Raw genomic sequence first — 26,792 nt, 5'->3', positions numbered from 1 at the left:
TAAAAGTGGCTAAAGAAAAATTTGAACGTTCGAAACCGCACGTAAACGTTGGTACTATCGGACACGTTGACCACGGTAAAACAACTTTAACAGCTGCTATCTCTGCAGTATTAACAAAAACTCACGGTGGTGAAGTTCGTGATTTCGCTCAAATCGATAACGCTCCAGAAGAGCGTGAGCGTGGTATTACAATCAATACTTCTCACATTGAGTACGACACAGAAACACGTCACTACGCACACGTAGACTGTCCTGGTCACGCCGATTACGTTAAAAACATGATCACTGGTGCTGCACAAATGGACGGCGCGATCTTAGTAGTAGCTGCTACAGATGGCCCAATGCCACAAACACGTGAGCACATCTTATTATCTCGTCAGGTTGGTGTACCTTACATCATCGTATTCATGAACAAGTGTGACATGGTAGATGACGAAGAGTTATTAGAATTAGTAGAAATGGAAGTTCGTGAACTTCTTTCTGAGTATGATTTCCCAGGTGACGATTTACCAATCATCGCTGGTTCAGCATTAGGCGCACTTAACGGTGAAGCTCAATGGGAAGAGAAAATCTTAGAACTTGCTAACGAATTAGACACTTACATTCCAGAGCCAGAGCGTGCAATCGACGGTGACTTCATCTTACCAATCGAAGACGTATTCTCAATCCAAGGTCGTGGTACAGTAGTAACAGGTCGTGTTGAGCGTGGTATCATCACAGTAGGTGACGACGTAGAAATCGTAGGTATCAAAGAGACAACTACTACAACATGTACTGGTGTAGAGATGTTCCGTAAGCTTCTTGACGAAGGTCGTGCAGGTGAGAACTGTGGTGTTTTATTACGTGGTACTAAGCGTGATGAAGTTCAACGTGGTCAAGTACTTGCTAAGCCAGGTTCAATCACTCCACACACGAAGTTCGAATCAGAAGTTTACGTATTAACTAAAGATGAAGGTGGTCGTCATACACCATTCTTCAAAGGTTACCGTCCACAGTTCTACTTCCGTACAACTGACATCACAGGTGCTGTAGAGTTACCAGAAGGTGTAGAAATGGTAATGCCAGGCGACAACTTGAAGTTTGTTGTTGAGCTAATCAACCCAATCGCGATGGACGAAGGTTTACGTTTCGCTATCCGTGAAGGTGGCCGTACAGTAGGTGCTGGTGTTGTATCTAAGATCATCGACTAATATCGATTCTTAGTTCACATCGAACATCTAAAAAAGAGCGCTTAGGCGCTCTTTTTTGCATTTAGGGCTTAGGGTTTATTCCTACAGCCACCGAAAAGGTGGCGCTCTCAATACAGGGTAGGTGCTGGTGTTGTATCAGCTAATACCGAAAAGAAAGCATCGACTCGTCATTAATTGCTCCTGCATAAATGACATTTCCGCCGTCCTGGCGGTTACACCGATTCTTAGTTCACATTGAATATTGACTAATTCTAAGGGGAAAATTTCATGCTTTCACATTTTTTCCTTCTTTACTCGTTATGTTAATAGATGAACCACGGTGAACTTGGAATCAAATAGTAGATTTCAGATTTTCGTCATCTAATTTTATTCAAAAGCAACACTAGCAAGGAGCATATGGTGAGGTAGAGATATATATGTTTAAAGTTGTTACTGTTATTTATTACGCTGAAGAATCTTTAGAGTTAAGAAGTCTTTGCTGTACGTTTGAGCAAAATACTAATGGGAGAGTGGTTATTCCAGAGTCGTTTAAATCTGGGAAATCAATTATTGCTGTTTGCGAAGGGCGTATAAATATTATCAACAAAGTAGGCGACAGGATAATTAATGACCTACATTTAGTGAATACTCCTCACAGCTCGGTCCGCTGAGAAATACTAAGGCAAACTGTCACGTAATTTTACATTTATAACATTTTCTAAATTGATTCTGTATAAAATTTATACGATTTCAGTCAATTGGCATCTTGGCTCAGTTGATGCTTATTAATTTCTGTCTCTTATAAATTAAGGAAGAGCCATGAAAGCAAAGCAATTAATCACGTGTGCAGTAACCTTATTACCTTTATCGGCATTCGCCGGAATATCAACGCCAACTCAGGTTCCAGAACCTCAAACTTGGGTGTTAATGGCAGTTGCTGGCATTGCAGTCTATCTTTTTAAAAGAAAGAAATAGCAACACAATAAAGGTCAACTTATGGCGTACTACGTGCTCATTATTATGCTGGTACTCGAGCACGTTAAGCCATATCATCCTATCTTGCATCATAAACAGAGATGGTTCGTTAATTTTTTACTTTTCTTTTTTTCAACGGGCTTTATCTGGCTAGGAAAAGTATTTGTAACAGCCTATATCGCACCTTTATGGCAACTAAACTATACGTTAGCTTTGTTAATCGCACAGTTTGTGATGCTAGATGTTTATCATTATGCCGTTCACAGGCTTTTTCATCATTACAAAATCTTGTGGGCTACGCATGTGGTTCATCATTCCGATATCGAAGTCGATGTGACAACTGAATATCGCCACCATCCGTTTGAGGTTGTTCTTAACTTTACGTTATTTGCAATTTTCTCATGGGCGTTTGCTATTCAAACTGAATTGATCGCACTCTATGCGACTTGTGCGGTTAGTCTCTCTATATGGCACCATTCGAATTTTTTACTGCCTAGAGTGCTCGACCAAGTATTAGCGAATGTAATTATTACACCAAGGCTGCACCATTTGCACCATGTGAGTCAGAGGCGTTTAACCGATAGCAATTATGGGATGATATTTTCTATTTGGGATCGATTATTTAATACTTTTTCTGATGAACAAATGCCGACTCAACATGATTATGGCTTAAATTATTTTAACAAACCGGACCAAATCAATATTTTGTTCGTCTTAAAACAACCCGTCAAATATCTTAGACAACACAACAAGCACAGAAATCGCTTGAGTAAAAAAATTGACTCAGTATAATACCGACCTCACTTCTCGAGTTATTCTTAAATCCCAAACAAACAAGATTCACCCGATTAGTGTAAGTGTATATAGGGGTATAGTTCCAATTGGTAGAACAGCGGTCTCCAAAACCGACGGTTGGGAGTTCGAATCTCTCTACCCCTGCCAAATTATTGTTTAGTGAAACAATGGATTCACTAAAGTAGCTAAAATTGCTAAATACGATTTACGGGTCAAAGATATATGAATGCAAGTACGGAAAACCAAACAGGCGGTTCTCTAGACACACTAAAATGGGGTGTAACATTCCTTATTTTAGCAGGTGCTGTTTTTGGTAACTATTATTTTAGTAACGAGTCAGTTTTATTTCGCGCAATTGGTGTGGTTGTAGCAGTTATTATTGCAGCTTTTATTGCCGCTCAAACTGAAAAAGGCCGTACATTTATTGAATTTGCGAAAGAAGCTAGAACTGAGGTTCGTAAAGTTGTTTGGCCAACTCGCCAAGAGGCTTTACAAACAACGGGTATCGTTCTTGTTGCAACATTAGTAATGTCATTAATTTTATGGGGCATTGATTCACTATTAATGTGGATTGTTGGCTTAATCACTGGAGTTTCGGCTTAATTATGACTGACGAAAAATCATTTACAGAAGAAAACACTGGACCAAAATTACGTTGGTACGTTGTTCAAGCATTTTCTGGCTACGAAGCTCGTGTTCAAAAAACGTTAATTGAGCACATTCAAATTCATGGCTTGGAAGACAAGTTTGGTCAGATTTTAGTACCTACTGAAGAAGTAGTAGAGATGCGTGCTGGTCAAAAACGTAAAAGTGCTCGTAAATTCTTCCCAGGTTACGTTCTTGTTGAAATGGCAATGGACGAAGAAGCATGGCACTTAGTGAAAAGTGTTCCACGCGTACTTGGTTTTATCGGTGGCACATCTGATCGCCCTGCGCCTATTACGCAACGTGAAGCAGATCGTATTTTACAACGATTAGAAGACTCTACAGATAAGCCGAAGCCTAAGACATTGTTTGAGGTGGGTGAGGTTATCCGCGTTATTGATGGTCCATTTGCTGACTTTAATGGTGTTGTTGAAGAGCTCGATTACGAGAAGAACCGTATTAAAGTATCTGTGCTTATTTTCGGTCGCTCGACGCCAGTTGACCTAGAATTTGTTCAAGTTGAAAAAGGCTAATTTTAATTATTTGTTAAATTAAAACTTAAATTTAAATTAGTACTTGAAACGGTAGTGTTGATTATTTTATAATCCGCTACCGTTTTTATTTGGGCGGGCGAAAGCTGGCCAAAAAACGGTGAATTTTAATCCACGGGGAGCTAACACTTAACCTTATTAAAAGGACGAGTGTGGTGTTCGAAAGAACTAGCGTTATTACCCAAACATAGGAATCTTTAAAGATGGCTAAAAAAGTCCAAGCTTTAATCAAGCTACAAGTAGCTGCTGGTGCAGCTAACCCGTCGCCACCAGTTGGTCCTGCATTAGGTCAACACGGTGTAAACATCATGGAATTCTGTAAAGCATTCAATGCTCGTACAGATGCATTAGACAAAGGCGCTCCAGTACCAGTAGTTATTACTGTATACAATGACCGTTCTTTCACGTTCGAAACTAAGACTCCACCTGCATCTTACTTACTTAAGAAAGCTGCTGGTATCAAGTCAGGTTCAGGTCGTCCTAACACTGAAAAAGTTGGTACTGTTACACGTGCTCAACTTGAAGAAATCGTTAAGATGAAAGAACCAGATTTAACAGCAGGCGACATGGACGCAGCTGTTAACACTATCGCGGGCTCTGCTCGTTCAATGGGCTTAGTGGTAGAGGGTTAATCGAATGGCTAAATTATCAAAGCGCGCTCGTCTTATCCGTGAAAAAGTGGACGTATTAAAAGATTATGAAATCAACGAAGCAATCGCACTTTTAAAAGAATTAGCTACTGCTAAATTCCGTGAAAGTGTTGATGTTGCAATCAACTTAGGTATCGATGCTCGTAAATCAGACCAAAACGTTCGTGGTGCAACTGTATTACCAAACGGTACTGGTCGTGACGTTCGTGTTGCTGTTTTCACTCAAGGTGCAAACGCAGACAAAGCGAAAGAAGCTGGTGCTGACGTAGTTGGTATGGATGACTTAGCTGAACAAGTTAAAGCTGGTCAGATGGACTTCGACGTTGTTATTGCTACTCCAGATGCAATGCGCGTAGTAGGTCAGTTAGGTCAAATCTTAGGCCCACGTGGTTTAATGCCTAACCCGAAAGTTGGTACTGTAACTCCTGACGTAGTAACTGCTGTTAACAACGCAAAAGCTGGTCAGATTCGTTACCGTAACGACAAAAACGGTATCATCCATACTACAATCGGTAAGGTTGATTTCGAAGATGCTAAGTTACAAGAGAACTTAGAAGCATTATTGGAAGCGCTTAAGAAAGCAAAACCAGCTAATGCTAAAGGTCAATACATTAAGAAGATCTCTGTATCAACGACTATGGGTGCTGGTGTAACCGTAGATCAAGGTACTTTAAACTTCTAAGACCTTTACAGGGGCGAAATATTAATCTATAATTCGCCCCCTTAATTTTGGTAGGAACTGTTTTAAAAGCTTACTTTTTTAACAGTCCCGTCAAAGACCGTAGGTGGTTTAAGGCAGTTTACGCTGATATTAAACCTTAATGTTCCTACGTAGATGGTGATTACCCAGATATTTCCTTAAATTTCTGGCTCTCGCCGTAATGGCCGCAGGTTGAAAGACCTACGGAGTTGTAATTACCGGTTTCAAACCCGGTTGAACCAGGAGTTAAAGCCAATGGCTATCAATCTTGATGACAAAAAAGCAATTGTTGCTGAAGTTCATGAAGCTGCCAATGGCGCTCAGTCAGCTGTAATCGCGGATTCTCGCGGTATTACGGTTGAAGCAATTACTGCTTTACGTAAGCAAGCACGTGAAAATGGCGTATGGATGAAAGTTGTCCGTAACACATTAGCACGTCGTGCTTTAGAAGGTACTGAATTTGAATGTGTTACTGAAACACTAGTTGGTCCTTCATTAATTGCATTTTCAAACGAGCACCCAGGTGCAGCAGCACGTTTATTCTCAGATTTCGCTAAAGAAAACGAAAACTTTGAATTAAAAGCTGCAGCATTCGAAGGTAACGCTGTAGACGTTGCGATGTTAGCTAAGCTACCAACGTACGACGAAGCAATTGCACGTTTAATGAGCGCTATGAAAGAAGCATCTGCAGGCAAACTTGCCCGTACGATTGCAGCAATTCGCGATCAGAAAGAGCAAGAAGCTGCTTAATAGTTGTTACCCTCTTAATGTTAAGAGACCAACTCGCACTTTTTGTATTTTATAGTTATTTCAAACAATCATTTTTAGATTGTTTACCTAAACACAGGAAATTGAATAATGTCTATTTCTAAAGACGATATCCTAAATGCTATTGCTGAAATGTCAGTAATGGACGTAGTAGAATTAATTGAAGCAATGGAAGAGAAGTTCGGCGTATCTGCTGCTGCTGCTGTTGCTGTAGCTGGCGGTGACGCTGGTGCTGCTGCTGCTGAGCAAACTGAATTCGACGTAATCTTAGCTGGTTTCGGCGATAAGAAAGTTGCTGTAATCAAAGCAGTACGTGGTGCAACTGGTCTTGGCTTAAAAGAAGCTAAAGAACTAGTTGAAGCTGCTCCTAAAGCTCTTAAAGAAGCTGTTTCTAAAGAAGAAGCTGAAGCTCTTAAGAAAGATCTTGAAGAAGCAGGTGCTACTATTGAGATCAAATAATCTGTCTTACTACAGATTAGCTGCCTAATAGGCAATGGCTGGTGATTTAAACGTCACCGGCCTTTTTGCGCTAAATAAAGTGGTTTTTTTTACCCAAAAACAGTGCATTATAAAAAGTTTAGACGTATTGCCAAGTTGACTGCATATTCACCAGTGTGCACTCAACTTGGCATTTGATGTCACAGCAATAGGCTGTCTGCTCACAGACAGATTCGGTATAACCAGCTAGCTGAGGAACCCCATGGTTTACTCTTACTCTGAAAAGAAACGAATTAGAAAGGACTTTGGTAAAAGTGCACAAGTAATGGATTACCCATTCTTGTTGTCCATCCAACTCGAATCTTTCCGAAAGTTCATTGATATTGATCCTACTGGCGAAACGGGTTTAGAAGCCGCGTTCCGTTCAATTTTCCCAATTAAAAGCTACTCTGGTAGCTCTGAATTACAATACGTAAGCTACCGTTTAGGTGAGCCATTATTTGACGTTAAAGAATGTCAAATCCGTGGTGTTACTTACTCTGCGCCACTACGTGTTAAGTTACGCTTAGTGCTTTACGATAAAGATGCACCGGCTGGTACAGTAAAAGATATCAAAGAGCAAGAAGTGTATATGGGTGAAATCCCATTAATGACTGAGAACGGTACGTTCGTTATTAATGGTACGGAGCGTGTTATTGTTTCACAATTGCACCGTTCACCAGGTGTTTTCTTTGATCATGACAAAGGTAAAACACACTCTTCAGGTAAAGTGTTATACAACGCACGTGTGATTCCTTACCGTGGTTCGTGGTTAGACTTCGAGTTTGACCCGAAAGATAACTTATTCGTACGTATTGACCGTCGTCGTAAATTACCTGCGTCGATCATCTTACGCGCTTTAGATTACTCAACTGAAGAAATCTTAGCGATGTTCTATGACACTACCGCCTATGAAATCAAAGGCGACAAGATGATCATGGAATTAATCCCTGAGCGTTTACGTGGTGAAACTGCGACTTTCGACATTAAATTGCCAAATGGTGATGTTTTAGTTGAACAAGGTCGTCGTATTACTGCGCGTCACATTCGTACGTTATCAAAAGAAAATGTTACCGAATTAGAAGTACCAGCAGATTACATCGTAGGTAAAGTGTTATCTAAAGCTTACATCGATGAGTCAACTGGCGAAGTTGTTGCTGAAGCAAATGCTGAAATTACGTTAGAGTTATTAGCTGAGTTAAGCCAAGCTGGGCATAAAGTATTAGACACTTTATACATGAACGAATTTGATGTTGGTTCATACATGTCTGATACCGTTCGTATCGATACTACAACTAACCGTTTAGAAGCGTTAGTTGAAATTTACCGTATGATGCGTCCTGGTGAGCCACCAACAAAAGATGCTGCTGAAGCATTATTTGCAAATCTATTCTTCTCATTAGAGCGTTACGACTTATCAACGGTTGGTCGTATGAAGTTCAACCGTCGTGTTGGCGCAGCAGAAGATACAGGTGAAGGCGTATTATCAAACGACGACATTATCTCTGTAATGAAAACTTTAATCGCAATTCGCGATGGTAAAGGTGAAACAGATGATATCGACCATTTAGGTAACCGTCGTATCCGTTCTGTAGGTGAAATGGCAGAAAACCAATTCCGTGTTGGTTTAGTTCGTGTAGAGCGTGCTGTTCGTGAGCGTTTATCTTTAGGTGACTTAGATGCAGTTATGCCTCAAGACCTAATTAACGCTAAGCCAATTTCTGCAGCGGTTAAAGAATTCTTTGGTTCTTCGCAACTTTCACAGTTTATGGACCAAAACAACCCGTTATCAGAAGTTACTCACAAGCGTCGTATCTCTGCATTAGGCCCAGGTGGTTTAACGCGTGAACGTGCAGGCTTCGAAGTACGTGACGTTCACCCAACGCACTACGGTCGTGTTTGTCCTATCGAAACGCCGGAAGGTCCAAACATCGGTCTAATCAACTCATTATCTTGTTACGCTCGTACTAATGATTACGGTTTCTTAGAAACGCCTTACCGTAAGATCGTTGACGGTGTTGTTACTGATGAAGTTGAATACTTATCTGCAATCGAAGAAGGTAACTTTGTGGTTGCACAGGCGAACGCTGAAGTAGATGAAAATGGTAAATTAGTTGACGGTCTTGTTCCATGTCGTCACAAAAACGAATTTACGTTAATGTCTGCTGAACAAGTTCAATATATGGATGTATCTCCACAGCAGATCGTTTCTGTGGCAGCGTCATTAATTCCATTCCTTGAGCATGATGATGCTAACCGTGCATTGATGGGTGCGAACATGCAACGTCAAGCCGTTCCAACATTAAAAGCTGACAAGCCTTTAGTTGGTACAGGTATGGAAAAAACTATCGCGGTAGACTCAGGTGTAACTGCAGTTGCTAAACGTGGTGGTGTTGTTGATTACGTAGATGCTTCTCGTATCGTAGTTAAAGTTAATGAAGATGAAATGGTTCCTGGTGAAGCAGGTATCGATATCTACAACTTAACTAAGTACACGCGTTCAAACCAAAATACATGTATTAACCAACGTCCACAGTGTCGCGTAGGCGAGCCAGTTGTCCGTGGTGATGTATTAGCTGATGGCCCATCAACAGATATGGGTGACTTAGCACTTGGTCAAAACATGCGTATCGCATTCATGCCTTGGAATGGTTACAACTTCGAGGACTCGATGTTGATTTCTGAGCGTGTAGCGCAAGAAGACCGTTTCACAACGATTCATATTCAAGAATTATCTTGTATCGCACGTGACACTAAATTAGGTGCTGAAGAAATTACTTCAGATATCCCTAACGTTGGTGAATCAGCATTAAGCAAGCTAGACGAGTCTGGTGTTGTTTACATTGGTGCTGAAGTTAAAGGTGGTGACATCTTAGTAGGTAAAGTAACGCCTAAAGGTGAAACGCAATTAACACCTGAAGAAAAACTATTACGTGCAATCTTCGGTGAGAAAGCAGCTGACGTTAAAGACAGCTCTTTACGTGTACCGAACTCAGTTTCAGGCACAATCATCGATGTACAAATCTTCACTCGTGATGGCGTTGAGAAAGACCAACGTGCATTAGAAATTGAAGAAATGCAATTAAGCGAAGTTAAGAAAGATTTAGGCGACGAGTTCTCTATCTTGGAAGACGGCATTTATGCACGTGCTAAGAAGTTATTACTTTCAGCTGGCTTAAACGAATCTGATCTTAACTCAATGTCTCGTGACAAGTGGTTACAGCAAAACTTATCTGACGAAGGCCAACAAGCTGAGTTAGAACAAATTGCTGAGCAATACGACACAATCAAAGAAGAGTTCGACAAGAAGTTCGAAACTAAGCGTCGTAAGATCACTCAAGGTGATGATTTAGCACCTGGCGTATTAAAAATTGTTAAAGTTTACTTAGCAGTTAAGCGTCGCATTCAGCCTGGTGATAAGATGGCTGGTCGTCACGGTAACAAGGGTGTTATTTCAAACGTAGTACCTGTTGAAGATATGCCATACGACCAAAACGGTGTTCCAGTCGATATCGTACTTAACCCGTTAGGTGTACCGTCGCGTATGAACATCGGTCAGATCCTAGAAACTCACTTAGGTATGGCTGCACGCGGTATCGGTGAAAAGATTGACCGCATGATCAAAGCACAACAAGAAACAGCTAAGTTACGTGCCTTCTTAAAAGAAGTGTACGAGTTAGGTGAGTCTCGCCAAGTTGTTGATATCGATAACTTCTCTGACGATGAAATACACCGCTTAGCAGAAAACTTACGTGCAGGTCTTCCAATTGCTACACCAGTATTCGATGGTGCAAGTGAGCGTGAAATTAAAGACTTATTCAAACTTGCTGATATGCCAGAAAGTGGTCAGTTCATCTTAACTGATGGTCGTACAGGTCGTGAATTTGAGCGTCCAGTAACAGTAGGTTACATGTACATGCTGAAACTAAACCACTTAGTTGATGACAAGATGCATGCTCGTTCAACTGGTTCATACTCACTAGTAACTCAGCAGCCACTAGGTGGTAAAGCTCAGTTCGGTGGTCAGCGTTTCGGTGAGATGGAGGTATGGGCACTTGAAGCATCCGGTGCTGCTTACACCTTACAAGAAATGCTTACGGTTAAGTCTGATGACGTGAACGGTCGTACTAAGATGTACAAGAACTTAGTAGACGGTGATCACCGTATGGAACCAGGTATGCCTGAGTCGTTCAATGTATTACTTAAAGAGATTCGCTCGTTAGGTATTAACATCGAATTAGACCAGGAATAGCGGTCAACGAGATAAAAGCCAGCCCGAAGAGGCTGGCATAGCAAGAGGGCACCCGTTGCCCTCTTACAAGGTTTAACTCCGACAGGAGATAGAGTGTGAAAGATTTACTTAAGTTTCTTAAGCAACAAAATCAAACAGAAGAATTCGATGGTATTCGCATCGGACTAGCTTCACCTGACCAAATTCGTTCATGGTCATTTGGTGAAGTTAAGAAGCCAGAGACAATTAACTACCGTACGTTCAAGCCAGAGCGTGACGGCTTATTCTGTGCACGTATTTTCGGCCCAGTAAAAGACTACGAATGTCTTTGTGGTAAATACAAGCGCTTAAAGCACCGTGGTGTAATTTGTGAAAAATGTGGTGTTGAAGTAACACTTACTAAAGTACGTCGTGAGCGTATGGGTCACATTGAATTAGCAAGCCCAGTTGCACACATTTGGTTCTTAAAATCATTACCATCACGTATCGGTCTATTATTAGACATGACGTTACGCGATATTGAGCGTGTTTTATACTTCGAATCTTATGTTGTTACCGAACCAGGTATGACGACATTAGAGAAAGGTCAAATCTTAACTGAAGAAGAATACTTAGACTCATTAGAAGAGCACGGTGACGAGTTCGACGCTAAGATGGGTGCTGAAGCGGTTCTTGCTTTATTAGAGCAAATCGACCTTGAAGGCGACATTGCGCAAATGCGTGAAGAGCTACCGGAAATTGGTTCAGAAACTAAGCGTAAGAAGATCACTAAGCGCTTGAAGTTAATGGAAGCATTCGCTCAATCTGGCAACAAGCCAGAGTGGATGATCATGTCTGTATTACCAATTCTTCCACCAGATTTACGTCCATTAGTACCACTAGATGGTGGTCGTTTTGCGACATCTGATTTGAACGATTTATACCGTCGTGTAATCAACCGTAACAACCGTTTGAAGCGTCTATTAGACCTAGTTGCACCAGACATTATCGTACGTAACGAAAAGCGTATGTTACAAGAGTCTGTTGATGCATTATTAGATAACGGTCGTCGTGGTCGTGCGATCACAGGTTCTAACAAGCGTCCACTTAAGTCGCTTGCAGACATGATCAAAGGTAAGCAAGGTCGTTTCCGTCAAAACTTACTTGGTAAGCGTGTTGACTACTCAGGCCGTTCTGTAATCACAGTAGGTCCTACTCTACGTTTACATCAATGTGGTCTTCCTAAGAAGATGGCACTTGAGCTATTCAAGCCATTTATCTACGGTAAATTAGAAGCTCGTGGTTTAGCGACTACAATCAAAGCAGCTAAGAAACTAGTAGAGCGTGAAGGCGCAGAAGTATGGGATGTATTAGACGAAGTAATTCGTGAACACCCAGTAATGCTTAACCGTGCACCAACACTTCACAGACTTGGTATCCAAGCATTCGAACCTGTACTAATTGAAGGTAAAGCGATTCACCTTCACCCATTAGTTTGTGCGGCATACAACGCCGACTTCGATGGTGACCAAATGGCGGTACACGTTCCATTAACACTAGAAGCTCAATTAGAAGCTCGTGCGTTAATGATGTCGACTAACAACGTTCTTTCACCTGCAAACGGTGACCCAATCATCGTTCCTTCACAGGACGTTGTATTAGGTCTTTACTACTTAACACGTGATCGTGTTAATGGTAAAGGTGAAGGCATGGTATTCGCTAACACTAAAGAAGCTGAAAAAGCTTACCGTACTGGTGTTGCTGAGCTACATGCACGCGTTAAAATCCGTATCACAGAGCACGTTCGCAATGCCGAAGGTGAATTAGAAGCGAAAACTTCTTTACGTGATACAACTGTTGGTCGTGCAATTTTATGGCAAGTATGTCCTAAAGGCTTACCTTACGAGTTAATCGATCAGCCATTAGGCAAAAAGCCTATTTCAAAATTAATTAACCATGCATACCGTAACTTAGGTCTTAAAGACACAGTTATCTTTGCTGACCACATCATGTACACAGGTTTCCATTACGCAATGGTAGCGGGTGCATCAGTTGGTATTGATGACATGGTTATCCCAGAAGCTAAGTACTCAATCATCGACGCTGCGGAAGAAGAAGTTACTGAAATCCAAGAGCAGTTCGAACAAGGTTTAGTAACTGCTGGTGAGAAGTACAACAAAGTAATCGATATCTGGTCATCTGCTAACGAAAAAGTTTCGAAAGCGATGATGGACAACTTATCGAAAGAGTCTATCGAGAACCGTGACGGTGAGATGGAAGAGCAAGACTCATTCAACTCAATCTTCATGATGGCTGACTCGGGTGCTCGTGGTAGTGCGGCACAGATTCGTCAGCTAGCGGGTATGCGTGGTCTAATGGCTAAGCCAGATGGCTCAATCATCGAAACGCCAATCACGGCTAACTTCCGTGAAGGTCTAAACGTATTACAGTACTTCATCTCAACTCACGGTGCGCGTAAAGGTCTTGCCGATACGGCACTTAAGACAGCTAACTCGGGTTACTTAACACGTCGTCTAGTTGACGTTGCACAAGATTTAGTTGTAACTGAGCACGACTGTGGTACTGAAGACGGCTTATTAATGACACCATTAATTGAAGGTGGTGACGTTGTTGAACCATTACGTGAGCGTGTACTAGGTCGTACAGTTGCTGAAGACGTATTAATTCCTGGTACAGAGGAAGTATTACTTCCACGTAACACACTAATCGATGAAGCACTTTGTGATGTAATCGAAGAACATTCAGTTGATCAAATCAAAGTACGTTCAATCATTACTTGTGAAACTGACTTCGGTATTTGTGCACACTGTTACGGTCGTGACTTAGCACGTGGTCATATGATCAACCAAGGTGAAGCAATCGGTGTTGTAGCTGCTCAATCAATCGGTGAGCCAGGTACACAGTTAACGATGCGTACGTTCCACATCGGTGGTGCGGCATCTCGTGCGTCAGCTGAAAACTCTGTTCAAGTTAAGAACACAGGTACGCTTAAGTTACAAAACGCTAAGTTCGTTATCAACTCTGAAGGTCATGCAGTAATTACTTCACGTTCTTCTGAATTAACAGTTATCGACGAATTAGGTCGTGAGAAAGAGCGTTATAAAGTACCTTACGGTTCTGTATTAGCTAAGAACGACGGCGAAGCAATTGAAGCTGGTGAAATCGTAGCGAACTGGGATCCACATACTCACCCAATCATTACTGAGGTAGCTGGTAAGATCAAATTTGTTGACCTAATTGAAGGTTTAACAATGACTCGCCAAACAGATGACCTAACTGGTTTATCTAGCATCGTAGTAACAGACGCAAACCAACGTAGCTCTGCGGGTAAAGAAATGCGCCCAATGGTTAAGCTAGTTGACGAGAAAGGTAACGACGTAATGATCGCTGGTACTGAAATCCCAGCACAATACTTCTTACCAGGTAACGCGATTGTAAACTTAGAAGATGGTTCTCCAGTAAATATCGGTGACGCGTTAGCACGTATCCCACAAGAGTCTTCTAAGACTCGTGATATTACCGGTGGTCTACCGCGTGTTGCTGACTTATTCGAAGCACGTAAGCCAAAAGAACCTGCGATCCTTGCTGAGAAAACCGGTGTTATCGGTTTCGGTAAAGAAACTAAAGGTAAGCGCCGTCTACTAATCACGCAACCAAGCGGTGAAGTATACGAAGAAATGATTCCTAAGTGGCGTCAACTTAACGTGTTCGAAGGTGAATCAGTACAAAAAGGTGAGGTTATTGCCGACGGTCCTGAGTCTCCACATGACATTCTACGTTTACGTGGTGTTGCTGCAGTTGCTAACTACATTGTTAACGAAGTACAAGACGTATACCGTTTACAAGGTGTAAAAATCAACGATAAGCACATCGAAGTAATCGTTCGCCAAATGATCCGTAAGTGTGAAATCTTAGACGGTGGTGATTCAGAATTCTTGAAAGGTGAAATTGTTGAAGTAGCGAACGTAAACATCGCTAACCGTGAGCTAATCGCTCAAGGTAAACAACCTGCTGAAATCGAAATGTTAATGATGGGTATTACTAAAGCATCACTAGCAACTGAATCATTCATCTCAGCAGCGTCTTTCCAAGAGACAACGCGTGTTCTTACTGAAGCAGCTGTTGCTGGTAAGAAAGATAGCTTACGTGGCTTAAAAGAGAACGTAATTGTTGGTCGATTAATCCCAGCAGGTACAGGTTACTCATACCACCAAGAACGTGCGCGTAAGCGTAACGAAGCTTTAGCAACTGAAGAAGTGACTGTGTCACAAGATGAAGCTGCTCAAGCGTTAACGGATGCATTAAATGCAGACGGTTTAGGTGAAGCTGAATAACTTAAGCTAATCGCTTAATAAAAACCCCATGAGTGTTGCTCATGGGGTTTTTTTATATCTAGTGTTTGATCCCCCAATGATGCCTTTGTAAAAGCTAAGTAAAAAAAGCTATTCCAATTAGACACAATCCATTGTTAAACTTGAGTTCGAAGTTAAATTAACAAATTAATAACAAAAATAACGATAGGATTATCATGTCTTCACCTTCTACTGTAGAGCGCATCCTTAACCGCGTTGAGGTTATTGGAAACAAACTTCCTGATCCCGCAGCACTATTTCTGTTGCTAATGGCAATTGTTTGGGTCTTGTCTTGGGCATTATCAGGTGTTTCATTCGACGCTATTGATCCAAGAACCGGACAAGCCTTGGTCATTAATAACCAACTAGCGCCTGAAGCCTTCACTCAGTTTATGACTAAAATCGTCACCAATTTTTCTCATTTTCATCCTGTCGGTGTCGTCTTAGTTGCAATGCTTGGTATTGGTATTGCTGAACACCTGGGTTTCATTAACGCTGGTCTTCGGGCATTAATGTCTGTCACTGCACCTTGGCTATTAACTCCAATGGTTATCTTGGTTGGTATTGCAAGTCATTCCGCTGTTGACGCAGGTTATGTGCTTGTTATTCCACTTGGCGGTGTTATCTTTTATGCGGCTGGTCGCCATCCATTGGCTGGTATTGCTGCAGCATTTGCAGGTGTTTCTGGCGGCTTCTCTGCTAACTTTTTGCCATCATCACTTGACCCTATGTTGCAGGGTATTTCACAAGCTGGCGCACAAATTCTTGATCCGACCGTATTGTTGAATCCATTAAATAATTACTACTTTACTACGGCATCATCAATCATTGTTACTGCGGTTGGTTGGTTCTTGACTGACAAAGTAATAGAACCAAAGTTAAAGAATAATCCGGTTGATGGCGATGTTGATGACCTTCCAACGATGGAACCATTAGAAGCCAATGAAAAAAAAGCACTCAAGATTGCTTGCCTAGCAATTGTGATAGGTATTGGTGTGTTCGCATGGAGTTTAACGGGTGGAGATTCAGCGTGGCGTGATGACCAAGGTTCGTTAACGTCAAATAGTTCACCATTGATGGGCTCTATTGTTCCGTTGATTTTCTTATTGTTTCTAATACCAGGGCTTGTCTACGGTCTTGCAATAGGAAAAGTTAAAACCTCAAAGGACGTAATTGAAGGGATGTCCAAAGCCATGAGTGGTATGGGCTACTATCTCGTTATTATGTTTTTTATCGCCCAATTTATTTATGCTTTTGCGCAATCAAATCTAGGCGTTTTATTGGCTGTAGAAGGTGCAGAATTACTGAAGGCATTGGAATTACCTGCTGGCGTAACGATTACGGGTATTATTTTATTAACGGGCCTTATTAATTTGTTTGTCGGTTCAGCATCGGCAAAATGGGCATTGTTAGCCCCAATATTTATTCCTATGCTGATGCAACTGGGTATTTCACCAGATTTAGCACAAGCTGCTTATCGTATTGGTGACTCAAGTACTAATATCATCACACCATTAATGCCATATTTTCCGTTGGTTGTGGTTTTTTGTCAGCGTTATGTTAAATCAACAGGCATTGGCACTTTGACCGCGATGATGTTGCCATTCTCAGTATGTTTCCTCATCACGTGGACATTGTTCTTAATGGCTTATTGGGCACTTGGCCTTCCACTTGGATTAGGCGCTTCATATACATACGGCTAATAGAATCACCTACACAGTTAAATGATCGACACATGATCATTTAACTGTGATCTCTTGATACACGAAAACTCCCTTATTTGCGTTTTTATTACCTTTTTAGTGCTAAAGCTGATCGCTTAGGATCGAAAGGATCCTTTTATCTGGGAAAACACGCATTTTTCTTGACAGTTTAAAGCTTGACCATTAAAATTCGCCGACCTTGTAATCTACGCTATTGCGCTTTGATTATAAGGTTTGATTTTACACACGTTTATTAGCGGGAATAAAAAGCACCATTGGTGTGGCTTAATCCCATGTTTTAACTTAATCAGGAGCTGTAATGGCAACTATTAACCAATTGGTACGTAAACCACGTGTCAAGAAAGTTGCGAAGTCTAACGTTCCAGCGTTAGAAGCTTGTCCGCAACGCCGTGGTGTATGTACTCGTGTATATACTACTACACCTAAAAAACCTAACTCAGCACTACGTAAAGTAGCTCGTGTTCGTTTAACTAACGGTTTCGAAGTTACATCTTACATCGGTGGTGAAGGTCACAACTTACAAGAGCATAGCGTTATCTTAATCCGTGGTGGTCGTGTTAAAGACTTACCTGGTGTTCGCTATCACACTGTTCGTGGCGCACTTGACTGTTCAGGTGTTAACGATCGTAGACAAGGCCGTTCTAAGTACGGTGCTAAGCGCCCTAAATCTTAACGGTTTCCGTGAAGTAAGGCCAAATTAATTAAATTTAACAATTTTGGGTAACCCCTGAATTAAACGGAGAAATAAGATGCCAAGAAGACGCGTCGTAGGACAACGTAAAATATTACCAGATCCTAAGTTCCATAACGAACTATTAGCAAAATTCATCAACATCCTTATGGTTGATGGTAAAAAATCTACTGCAGAAAAAATCGTATACGGTGCATTAGACATTTTAGCTGAGAAGCAAAACGATAAAGAACACTTAGAGCTTTTCGAAGAAGCTTTAGAAAACATTCGCCCAGCGGTTGAGGTTAAATCTCGTCGTGTAGGTGGTTCTACTTATCAGGTTCCAGTTGAAGTTCGTCCAGTTCGTCGTAACGCTCTAGCCATGCGTTGGTTAGTTGAAGCAGCTCGTAAACGTGGTGAAAAATCAATGGCTCAGCGCCTAGCTAACGAAATGTTAGATGCGTCTGACAACAAAGGTTCAGCGGTTAAGAAACGTGAAGACGTTCACCGTATGGCCGAAGCGAACAAAGCGTTCGCTCATTACCGTTGGTAATATAATGACAAGCGTAGTCGCATTTGCGGCTACGCTTTTCTATTGTCATTCAACTGTAATAATTTAACTTGAAAATAGCTCGTTCTAGCTGAGTATTTTGACGTTAGGTTATTTAACCTCAAGAAGTATAAAAAGGATAAATTAGTGGCTCGTACAACACCTATTGAGCGTTACCGAAATATTGGTATTTGTGCTCATGTAGATGCAGGTAAAACGACAACAACAGAACGTGTTCTATTTTACACTGGTCTTTCACATAAGATTGGTGAAGTTCATGATGGCGCAGCTACCATGGATTGGATGGAGCAGGAGCAAGAGCGTGGCATTACTATTACGTCTGCTGCGACTACCTGTTTTTGGAAGGGCATGAATGCTCAGTTTGACGACCACCGCATTAATATTATTGATACTCCTGGTCACGTAGATTTTACTATTGAAGTAGAACGTTCATTGCGTGTACTCGATGGCGCTGTTTTGGTGTTATGTGCATCTAGTGGTGTTCAACCACAAACTGAAACTGTTTGGCGTCAAATGGAAAAGTATCAAGTACCTCGTTTAGTCTTTGTTAATAAGATGGATAGAACAGGTGCAAGCTTTTTAAATGTTGTTGATCAGTTAAAAGAGCGCTTAGGCGCGAATGCTGTTCCAATTCATTTAGCTATCGGTGCAGAAGAAGAGTTCACTGGTGTAATTGACCTCATAAAAATGAAGGCAATTAACTGGAGTGAAGAAGATCAAGGTATGACGTTTGAATACCAAGACATTCCAGCTGATATGCAAGATGAAGCAGAGCTTTGGCGCGACAACTTATTATCAGAAGCTGCTGAAGCTAATGATGATCTAATGGAAAAATACCTTGAAGAAGGTGATTTAAGCGAAGAAGAAATAAAATCTGGTCTTCGTGCGCGCACATTAGCAAATGAAATTATTTTATGTACTTGTGGTAGTGCCTTTAAAAACAAAGGTGTTCAAGCAGTACTAGACGGTGTAATTGAGTACTTACCGTCACCAGTAGACGTTCCTGCTATCACTGGTATTAGCAATGATAGAAAAGAAACTGAAGTAACACGTGATGCAGACGATAAAGCGCCGTTTTCGGCTTTAGCCTTTAAGATTGCAACAGACCCATTTGTTGGTACGTTAACATTCTTCCGTGTTTACTCAGGTGTCGTGAAAACAGGTGATATGGTGTTTAACCCGATTAAGGGTAAGAAGGAACGTCTAGGTCGAATCGTGCAGATGCACGCAAACGACCGTGAAGAAATTAAAGAAGTTCACGCGGGTGATATTGCGGCAGCGATTGGCCTTAAAGATGTAACAACAGGTGAAACGCTTTGTGATCCACAAAACGTGATTACCCTTGATAAAATGGAATTCCCTGAGCCGGTAATTTCAGTTGCAGTTGAGCCAAAGACGCAGGTTGATCAAGATAAGTTAACTAATGCATTAACTAAACTTGCTGCTGAAGATCCATCATTCAGAGTGGAAACGGATGAAGAAACACTTCAAACGATTATCTCTGGTATGGGTGAGCTTCACTTAGACATCATTACTGACCGAATGATGCGCGAATTTAAAGTGGATTGTAATATCGGTAATCCACAAGTTACTTACCGTGAAGCGATTACGCAACGTGCAGATGTTGAAGGTAAGTTTGAGCGTCAAATGGGCGCCAAGGCACAATATGGCCACGTTTGTTTGACAATAGAGCCTAGTGAAGAAGGCCAAGGCTTTGTCTTTGAAAATGCGATTATCGATAAGGCAGATATTCCGAAAGAATATTTCCCTGCAATCGAAAAAGGCTTTGAAGAACAAATGGAATCAGGCGTACTTGCGTCATACCCTATGGTAGACATCAAAGTAACGCTAACGGGTGGATCGTTCCACGAAACAGATTCTAACGAAATAGCATTTAAAGTTGCTGCTTCAATGGGTTTCAAAAATGGTGTAATGGCTGCAGCTCCAGTCTTACTAGAACCAGTGATGAAAGTTGAAGTGACAACGCCAGAAGAAAACATGGGTGATGTTGTAGGTGACTTAAACCGTCGCCGAGGCATGATCGATGGTATGGACGAAGGTCCAGGGAACACGAAGATTGTGAATGCTACGGTACCACTTTCTGAAATGTTCGGTTACGCTACGGAATTACGTAGTGCAACTCAAGGTCGTGCATCATACTCAATGGAGTTTTCACAGTACAGTGAAGCACCAAAAAATGTTGCAACCACTATTATTGAATCGCGCGGCGGTACTTATATCTAAGTGTTGTTTGCAGACTTTTATGGTAGTTAACTAACATAAAAAAAACTGTATTCACTTTTAAAGGATTGTCAGGGTTTAAAGGTGAGCGAGATTTAAGAATTCGATTACCAATCTAGGTAGCTTCTAGAGGGTAATTTAGAACTGACAAACTCTTTGTAGAGAGTTAAGGTTTAGGGACTATGTGAATTTTGACAAGGGCTTGACCCTTATCTAAAATTAACTGCTAGCCTCTGAGCCTTGAACTCAAGCTACAGGGAACCAAAAAATTAATTAATTGTATATCTTAAGGTACAGAAAAAATGGCTAAAGAAAAATTTGAACGTTCGAAACCGCACGTTAACGTTGGTACTATCGGTCACGTTGACCACGGTAAAACAACTTTAACAGCTGCTATCTCTGCAGTATTAACAAAAACTCACGGTGGTGAAGTTCGTGATTTCGCTCAAATCGATAACGCTCCAGAAGAGCGTGAGCGTGGTATTACAATCAATACTTCTCACATTGAGTACGACACAGAAACACGTCACTACGCACACGTAGACTGTCCTGGTCACGCCGATTACGTTAAAAACATGATCACTGGTGCTGCACAAATGGACGGCGCGATCTTAGTAGTAGCTGCTACAGATGGCCCAATGCCACAAACACGTGAGCACATCTTATTATCTCGTCAGGTTGGTGTACCTTACATCATCGTATTCATGAACAAGTGTGACATGGTAGATGACGAAGAGTTATTAGAATTAGTAGAAATGGAAGTTCGTGAACTTCTTTCTGAGTATGATTTCCCAGGTGACGATTTACCAATCATCGCTGGTTCAGCATTAGGCGCACTTAACGGTGAAGCTCAATGGGAAGAGAAAATCTTAGAACTTGCTAACGAATTAGACACTTACATTCCAGAGCCAGAGCGTGCAATCGACGGTGACTTCATCTTACCAATCGAAGACGTATTCTCAATCCAAGGTCGTGGTACAGTAGTAACAGGTCGTGTTGAGCGTGGTATCATCACAGTAGGTGACGACGTAGAAATCGTAGGTATCAAAGAGACAACTACTACAACATGTACTGGTGTAGAGATGTTCCGTAAGCTTCTTGACGAAGGTCGTGCAGGTGAGAACTGTGGTGTTTTATTACGTGGTACTAAGCGTGATGAAGTTCAACGTGGTCAAGTACTTGCTAAGCCAGGTTCAATCACTCCACACACGAAGTTCGAATCAGAAGTTTACGTATTAACTAAAGATGAAGGTGGTCGTCATACACCATTCTTCAAAGGTTACCGTCCACAGTTCTACTTCCGTACAACTGACATCACAGGTGCTGTAGAGTTACCAGAAGGTGTAGAAATGGTAATGCCAGGCGACAACTTGAAGTTTGTTGTTGAGCTAATCAACCCAATCGCGATGGACGAAGGTTTACGTTTCGCTATCCGTGAAGGTGGCCGTACAGTAGGTGCTGGTGTTGTATCTAAGATCATCGACTAATATCGATTCTTAGTTCACATCGAACATCTAAAAAAGAGCGCTTAGGCGCTCTTTTTTGCATTTAGGGCTTAGGGTTTATTCCTACAGCCACCGAAAAGGTGGCGCTCTCAATACAGGGTAGGTGCTGGTGTTGTATCAGCTAATACCGAAAAGAAAGCATCGACTAATATCGATTCTTAGTTCACATCGAACAACTAAAAAAGAGCGCTTAGGCGCTCTTTTTTGCATTTAGGGCTTAGGGTTTATTCCTATAGCCACCGAAAAGGTGGCGCTCTTTTTTGCATTTTAGGGCATATCGATTAATCCGGCCGAAGTCTTGTTGAACATGGCTTTTTATCAAACGAAAGTTAATTGATCGATGAGCTATTAGGCACTACATAAGCTTGAGTTCCCCAGAGTGGAACAGTAGATAGGCTATGCTTGAAACTGCCTTCTGTTTCTTTGGTTGTATATGAAATGTAGAGCAAGGTTTGATTTTTAGCATCGTATATTCGTCTAACTTTCATTGTTTTGAAAAATATACTCTTCGATTGTCTAAATACGACTTCACCAGCGTCACCTTTATCAATCTTGGCTATCATTTCTGGCGTTATATCTCCAGTTTGTCGACAAGAAATTGAACTATCACTTGGATCCGAAAAACTTAAGTCAGCCTCAATAGAAGCGACATGACAAGTAACGCCAGGAATTTTGTCGTCATTTAATGAAGCTACTTTTATGTCTTTGGTAGTAAAGAATCCTAAAGAAACATCGGCAACTTCATTATCTGAACAAGCAGAAATGAACAATGCAGTGCTTAGTGTTAAGAGAAGTTTATTCACGTTTTACTCACTGTTATTCGGTTATCTAAAGCATGATAACTATACAATTAATCCTTATGCAAAGGGATTTTAAATACACGTATGTAAAAAAGGGTTGTTATTCTAAATGATAATGATTATCATTTGTTTGTTGGTTCGTTTTCTTGAAGGAATATTATGGACACTATGCAATGGCAATCTTTACTTCAGTTAGGTAATGACAGCTATAACGACAATCAATGGCAGCAGGCTGAATTTTTTTATTCAGAAGCCTATGACTTGTTGGCATATGGTTATCGAAATAATCCAGTATGTGAGGAAACGATGATAGCTTGGGTCTGCACTTGCCACAATCTATCAGCGTTGTATGAACAAATGGGGAATACCAGCTTGTCCTTGAGGTTTTTGACGGTGCCTCATGAATATTTACAGGACGTTTCTCAAACAGACAACGCACCAAACGACATTAAGTTGTTAGCAATAAAAGGTTTGTCGCTAACATTACCTGCACTTCTTACGTTTGCAAAAAAACATCCTATTTGTGAGGACTGTTTAAAAACGTTAGAAGGGCAAGCATTAATAATGACCGAAGATATAGGTCAGCTTCATTAACCAAGTTTTCCCCACCCGTGGAGTAAAGGTTTTTCATCTCTCTCCTTTGCTTTGTGGGTGGGCCCTTATTGATTTGTAATTCTAATGAATCGCTTTGTTCTTCGAACAGTTAATCATCTTTAAACGATCCTTGATATAACTAATAACCGAAAACTTGATCTTAATCAGTAAATAAAATGGAAATGATATTGATTCTCATTAAGAGTTCTGTTCTAATATCGCCAATTTAACAATAATCCTATTTTCTAGCGAGTTAATAATGAAGCTTACTCAAGTATTTAAGCCTGCAATCGTAGCAACAGCGATTGCTTCAGCTATGTCTTTTGCTGTAGTTGCAGATGATAAAGCCGACGATATTGAACATCTTTCTATCTTTGGTCATACAAACTCTGTTAATGACATTCCTGGTAGTGCGCACCACTTAAACCAAGAAGCGTTAGAACGTTTTGATTACACAGATATCATGCGTACTTTAACAGCTGTTCCTGGTGTATATGTACTTGAAGAAGATGGTTATGGCTTGCGCCCTAACGTAGGTATGCGTGGCACAGGTCAAAACAGAAGTGAAAAAGTTACTATTATGGAAGACGGCGTACTGGCTGCACCAGCGCCTTACGCAGCGCCGTCAGCATATTACTTTCCAACGTCTGGTCGCATGGAAAGTGTTGAAGTGTTGAAAGGTACTTCAAGCGCTATGTTTGGCCCACGTACTACTGGTGGTGTTATCAATATGTTATCACGCCAGATTCCAAATGAAGACTTGGCAGGGCGTTTTGCTGTACAAGCGGGTCAGGACGGTTTTGCTAAAGTTCATGGGTTTGTTGGTGGTAGTGGTGAGCAAGTTAGCTCTGTCGTAGAAGTATTTCATTATCAAGCTGACGGTTTCAAAGACATTAATCATAGCGACGCTGAAACAGGCTTTAGAAAAAATGACGTTCTAGCCAAAGTTAAAGTTAACTCTGATAAATCAGCAAAATACTACCAAGAATTAGAATTTAAGGTTAAATACGCAGACGAAAGCTCAGATGAAACATACATGGGTCTGACGCAAACTGACTTTGATGCTAATCCTTATACTCGCTACTCAGCGTCTCAGCTAGATAATATGAGCACTGAACACAAGCAATTCCAAGTAAACCATAGTATTGATCTTTCAGAACGTTTTTCAATTGGCACGACAGCTTATTACAACGATTTCAAGCGTAACTGGTACAAAACTAGTAAAGTTAATGGTATGAGCTTAAGTTCTGGTGGTATCGAAGCAGCGGCAGCTTTTGATGCTGATTCTTCTGTTGGCGACCTGACAGTTGATGTTAAGGCAAATAACAGAGCGTATTTGGCACAAGGTATACAATCAACGCTATTTGCTGATTTAGATGATCACCAAGTAAAAGTAGGCGTACGTTATCACGAAGATGAAATGGATCGTTTTCAGTGGGTTGATGAATACGTGATTGACCAAAGCTATAACTTAACACAATCAGAAGCTGGCGTACCTGGCACTGATTCAAACCGTATTGATAGTGCGAACGCCATAGCTATTTTTGTTCACGATGAATACACAATAAATGACTTTGTAATTAATGCTGGCTTACGCTATGAGGACATGACAATTGAACGTCATGATTGGGGAAAGGCTGATCCTTCTCGCACTTCAACCCCTTCACACAAGAAAAATGATACTGATGTATTGTTACCTTCATTAGCACTAACGTATAAGTTAAATCAAGATTTAGTATTACTAGGTGGTGTGCAGAAAGGTTTCGCTCCACCAGCGCCAGGTAATGAGTCTGCTGAAAGTGAAGAAAGCGTTAATTATGAGCTTGGTTTACGTTTTAACCAAGATAACATCAACGCTGAAGCGATTGCATTCTACTCTGATTATTCAAATATGCACGGCAACTGTACAGCAAGCCAAGGGTGTGACGATGATAACATCGGTAATCAGTACAATGCAGGTGAAGTAGATGTAAAAGGGTTTGAATTAAAAGCAGGCTATATTGCTGATTTGGGTAATATGGCGGTGCCGGTTGATTTAACATATACCTATACAAGTACAGAATTTAAAAATGCGTTTTCGTCAAACCTAGACACTTGGGGTGATGTGGTTGTTGGTGATGAGTTACCATACGTTCCAGAGAACCAATTCCAATTGACTGTCGGTTTAGAGGGCGATAATTGGCGAGGCGATGTATTAGTACGTTACATGGGTGAAATGCGTGTTGAAGCAGGTCAAGGTAGTTTGACTGCAGAAGATATTGATAGTCGCACTGTTGTTGATTTTGCTGCTCACTATGCGTTTGCAGAAAATCAGCAAGTGACATTCAACATTGATAACTTACTTGATGAAGAGTATGTTACGAGCAAAACTCACGGTTCAATCATGGTTGGTAAGCCGCGTACAATGACAGTAGGTTATAAGTACGACTTCTAAATTGAAGTGTGTATCGAGTAAAAAAAAACCGCCATTTGGCGGTTTTTTTATGCATTGAAATATATGGTTAAGAAAATACAATTAGTGGTTCATTTCATAATACTTCTTAAGAATCTATGAAAAATAGCCTGACGGAAATCACCAGTTAGAATTATTCTGCCGTTTTCTTTGAATGCTTCACGGCGCTATTAATTTCTTTCATCTCTTCTTGAGTTAAATCACGCCATTGTCCCGGACGTAACCCTGCGATTGATACATTCATAATGCGCGTGCGTTTAAGTTTGGTTACCTCGTAGCCTAAATACTCGCACATGCGACGAATTTGTCGGTTGAGGCCTTGCGTTAAAATAATTCGGAAAACAAACTTACTTTGCATGGTAACCTTGCAAGGTTTAGTAATGGTGCCCAGTATCGGTACACCACGTGACATGCGTGAAACAAATCGTTCACTAATTGGTTTGTCTACAGTAACAACGTATTCTTTCTCATGTGCGTTCTCAGCACGTAAGATTTTATTAACTATATCACCATCACTCGTTAGGAAGATTAGCCCCTCAGAAGGCTTATCTAAGCGTCCAATAGGGAATATACGTTCCTTGTGCTTGATGGCATCGATAATATTCCCTTTAACATGGCGCTCAGTAGTACAAGTAATCCCGATAGGTTTGTTATAGGCAATGTAAACCCTGTCTGATTTATTACTTGGCATTGCAGCAATGGCTTTACCATCGACAGCAACTTTATCACCAGGCATAACTTTTGTACCAAGCTCAGGAACCTCACCATTAATGGTAACTCGGTTTGCCGAAATTAATTTGTCAGCTTCACGGCGAGAGCAAAAGCCTGATTCACTAATAAATTTGTTGAGTCTTTTCGGTTCTGTCATGGTGAGTTATTTCTGTTAAATAAATTGAATTATATCAAGGGGTGTACGTCAATT

General features: G+C 41.1%; 21 protein-coding genes and 1 tRNA gene. 20 read left to right on the top strand and 2 right to left on the bottom strand.

The genetic code is table 11. The features are described from left to right. Positions 1-5: 5 nt before the first annotated feature. The 18 genes from tuf (QQK05_RS17580) (at position 6) to tuf (QQK05_RS17495) (ending at position 22,006) form a co-directional block, all read left to right on the top strand. Positions 6-1,190, top strand: coding sequence for an elongation factor Tu (gene tuf / locus QQK05_RS17580; RefSeq protein WP_284301051.1), 1,185 nt, complete (start codon positions 6-8; stop codon positions 1,188-1,190). Between the two features lie 416 nt (positions 1,191-1,606). Further along, positions 1,607-1,840 (top strand): TIGR02922 family protein, encoded by a 234-nt coding sequence (locus QQK05_RS17575; protein ID WP_284301081.1) that lies wholly within the window; start codon positions 1,607-1,609, stop codon positions 1,838-1,840. 148 nt (positions 1,841-1,988) lie between these two features. Further along, the gene (locus QQK05_RS17570; RefSeq protein ID WP_284301078.1) at positions 1,989-2,144 is read left to right on the top strand and encodes a PEP-CTERM sorting domain-containing protein; all 156 of its coding nucleotides are present in this window, start codon (positions 1,989-1,991) and stop codon (positions 2,142-2,144) included. Positions 2,145-2,165: 21 nt separating this feature from the next. Continuing rightward, positions 2,166-2,936, top strand: coding sequence for a sterol desaturase family protein (locus QQK05_RS17565; RefSeq protein ID WP_284301076.1), 771 nt, complete (start codon positions 2,166-2,168; stop codon positions 2,934-2,936). A gap of 73 nt (positions 2,937-3,009) precedes the next feature. Beyond that, positions 3,010-3,086, top strand: a tRNA-Trp gene (locus QQK05_RS17560). Between the two features lie 75 nt (positions 3,087-3,161). Continuing rightward, complete coding sequence (gene secE / locus QQK05_RS17555) at positions 3,162-3,542, top strand: preprotein translocase subunit SecE (protein ID WP_284301074.1); 381 nt, start codon at positions 3,162-3,164, stop codon at positions 3,540-3,542. A gap of 2 nt (positions 3,543-3,544) precedes the next feature. Continuing rightward, positions 3,545-4,117: a transcription termination/antitermination protein NusG gene (gene nusG / locus QQK05_RS17550; RefSeq protein ID WP_284301072.1), complete on the top strand. Its 573-nt coding sequence runs from the start codon at positions 3,545-3,547 to the stop codon at positions 4,115-4,117. 221 nt (positions 4,118-4,338) lie between these two features. Then, positions 4,339-4,767, top strand: a complete 429-nt coding sequence (gene rplK / locus QQK05_RS17545; RefSeq protein WP_193022473.1) for a 50S ribosomal protein L11 — start codon at positions 4,339-4,341, stop codon at positions 4,765-4,767. A 4-nt stretch (positions 4,768-4,771) separates the two neighbouring features. Beyond that, positions 4,772-5,467, top strand: coding sequence for a 50S ribosomal protein L1 (gene rplA, locus QQK05_RS17540; RefSeq protein ID WP_284301069.1), 696 nt, complete (start codon positions 4,772-4,774; stop codon positions 5,465-5,467). A gap of 273 nt (positions 5,468-5,740) precedes the next feature. Continuing rightward, a complete protein-coding gene (rplJ, locus tag QQK05_RS17535; RefSeq protein WP_284301066.1) occupies positions 5,741-6,235 on the top strand; it encodes a 50S ribosomal protein L10 in 495 nt (164 codons plus the stop codon). 108 nt (positions 6,236-6,343) lie between these two features. Then, positions 6,344-6,712, top strand: a complete 369-nt coding sequence (gene rplL, locus QQK05_RS17530) for a 50S ribosomal protein L7/L12 (protein ID WP_284301064.1) — start codon at positions 6,344-6,346, stop codon at positions 6,710-6,712. Positions 6,713-6,953: 241 nt separating this feature from the next. Further along, positions 6,954-10,982: a DNA-directed RNA polymerase subunit beta gene (gene rpoB, locus QQK05_RS17525; RefSeq protein WP_284301062.1), complete on the top strand. Its 4,029-nt coding sequence runs from the start codon at positions 6,954-6,956 to the stop codon at positions 10,980-10,982. Positions 10,983-11,077: 95 nt separating this feature from the next. Next, positions 11,078-15,295: a DNA-directed RNA polymerase subunit beta' gene (gene rpoC / locus QQK05_RS17520; RefSeq protein WP_284301060.1), complete on the top strand. Its 4,218-nt coding sequence runs from the start codon at positions 11,078-11,080 to the stop codon at positions 15,293-15,295. Between the two features lie 194 nt (positions 15,296-15,489). Next, entirely contained in the window at positions 15,490-17,016 is a 1,527-nt protein-coding gene (locus QQK05_RS17515; protein ID WP_284301058.1) for an AbgT family transporter, read from the top strand. Between the two features lie 319 nt (positions 17,017-17,335). Then, positions 17,336-17,710 carry a 30S ribosomal protein S12 gene (rpsL, locus tag QQK05_RS17510; RefSeq protein ID WP_193022467.1) on the top strand — a complete coding sequence of 125 codons (375 nt, stop codon included), beginning with the start codon at positions 17,336-17,338 and terminating at the stop codon, positions 17,708-17,710. 76 nt (positions 17,711-17,786) lie between these two features. Further along, positions 17,787-18,260 (top strand): 30S ribosomal protein S7, encoded by a 474-nt coding sequence (gene rpsG, locus QQK05_RS17505; RefSeq protein ID WP_193022466.1) that lies wholly within the window; start codon positions 17,787-17,789, stop codon positions 18,258-18,260. A gap of 144 nt (positions 18,261-18,404) precedes the next feature. Next, positions 18,405-20,522, top strand: coding sequence for an elongation factor G (gene fusA, locus QQK05_RS17500; protein WP_284301054.1), 2,118 nt, complete (start codon positions 18,405-18,407; stop codon positions 20,520-20,522). 299 nt (positions 20,523-20,821) lie between these two features. Further along, entirely contained in the window at positions 20,822-22,006 is a 1,185-nt protein-coding gene (tuf, locus tag QQK05_RS17495; RefSeq protein WP_284301051.1) for an elongation factor Tu, read from the top strand. A gap of 347 nt (positions 22,007-22,353) precedes the next feature. Here tuf (QQK05_RS17495) and QQK05_RS17490 read toward each other — a convergent pair whose 3' ends face one another. After that, on the bottom strand, positions 22,354-22,827 hold the full coding sequence (locus QQK05_RS17490) for a CreA family protein (protein WP_284301049.1): 474 nt from the start codon (positions 22,825-22,827) through the stop codon (positions 22,354-22,356). Between the two features lie 156 nt (positions 22,828-22,983). On the opposite strand from QQK05_RS17490, the gene QQK05_RS17485 reads away from it, so the two are divergent. Then, entirely contained in the window at positions 22,984-23,418 is a 435-nt protein-coding gene (locus QQK05_RS17485) for a hypothetical protein (protein ID WP_284301047.1), read from the top strand. A gap of 259 nt (positions 23,419-23,677) precedes the next feature. Continuing rightward, the gene (locus QQK05_RS17480) at positions 23,678-25,852 is read left to right on the top strand and encodes a TonB-dependent receptor family protein (RefSeq protein ID WP_284301045.1); all 2,175 of its coding nucleotides are present in this window, start codon (positions 23,678-23,680) and stop codon (positions 25,850-25,852) included. Between the two features lie 151 nt (positions 25,853-26,003). Here the strand turns inward: QQK05_RS17480 and rluF are convergent, their stop codons facing one another. Further along, the gene (gene rluF, locus QQK05_RS17475) at positions 26,004-26,738 is read right to left on the bottom strand and encodes a 23S rRNA pseudouridine(2604) synthase RluF (RefSeq protein WP_284301043.1); all 735 of its coding nucleotides are present in this window, start codon (positions 26,736-26,738) and stop codon (positions 26,004-26,006) included. Between the last annotated feature and the right edge of the window lie 54 nt (positions 26,739-26,792).

It is taken from the genome of Thalassotalea loyana (genome assembly GCF_030161435.1).
Classification (GTDB): domain Bacteria; phylum Pseudomonadota; class Gammaproteobacteria; order Enterobacterales; family Alteromonadaceae; genus Thalassotalea_G; species Thalassotalea_G loyana.
This window is presented reverse-complemented; position numbering and strand designations above follow the sequence as displayed.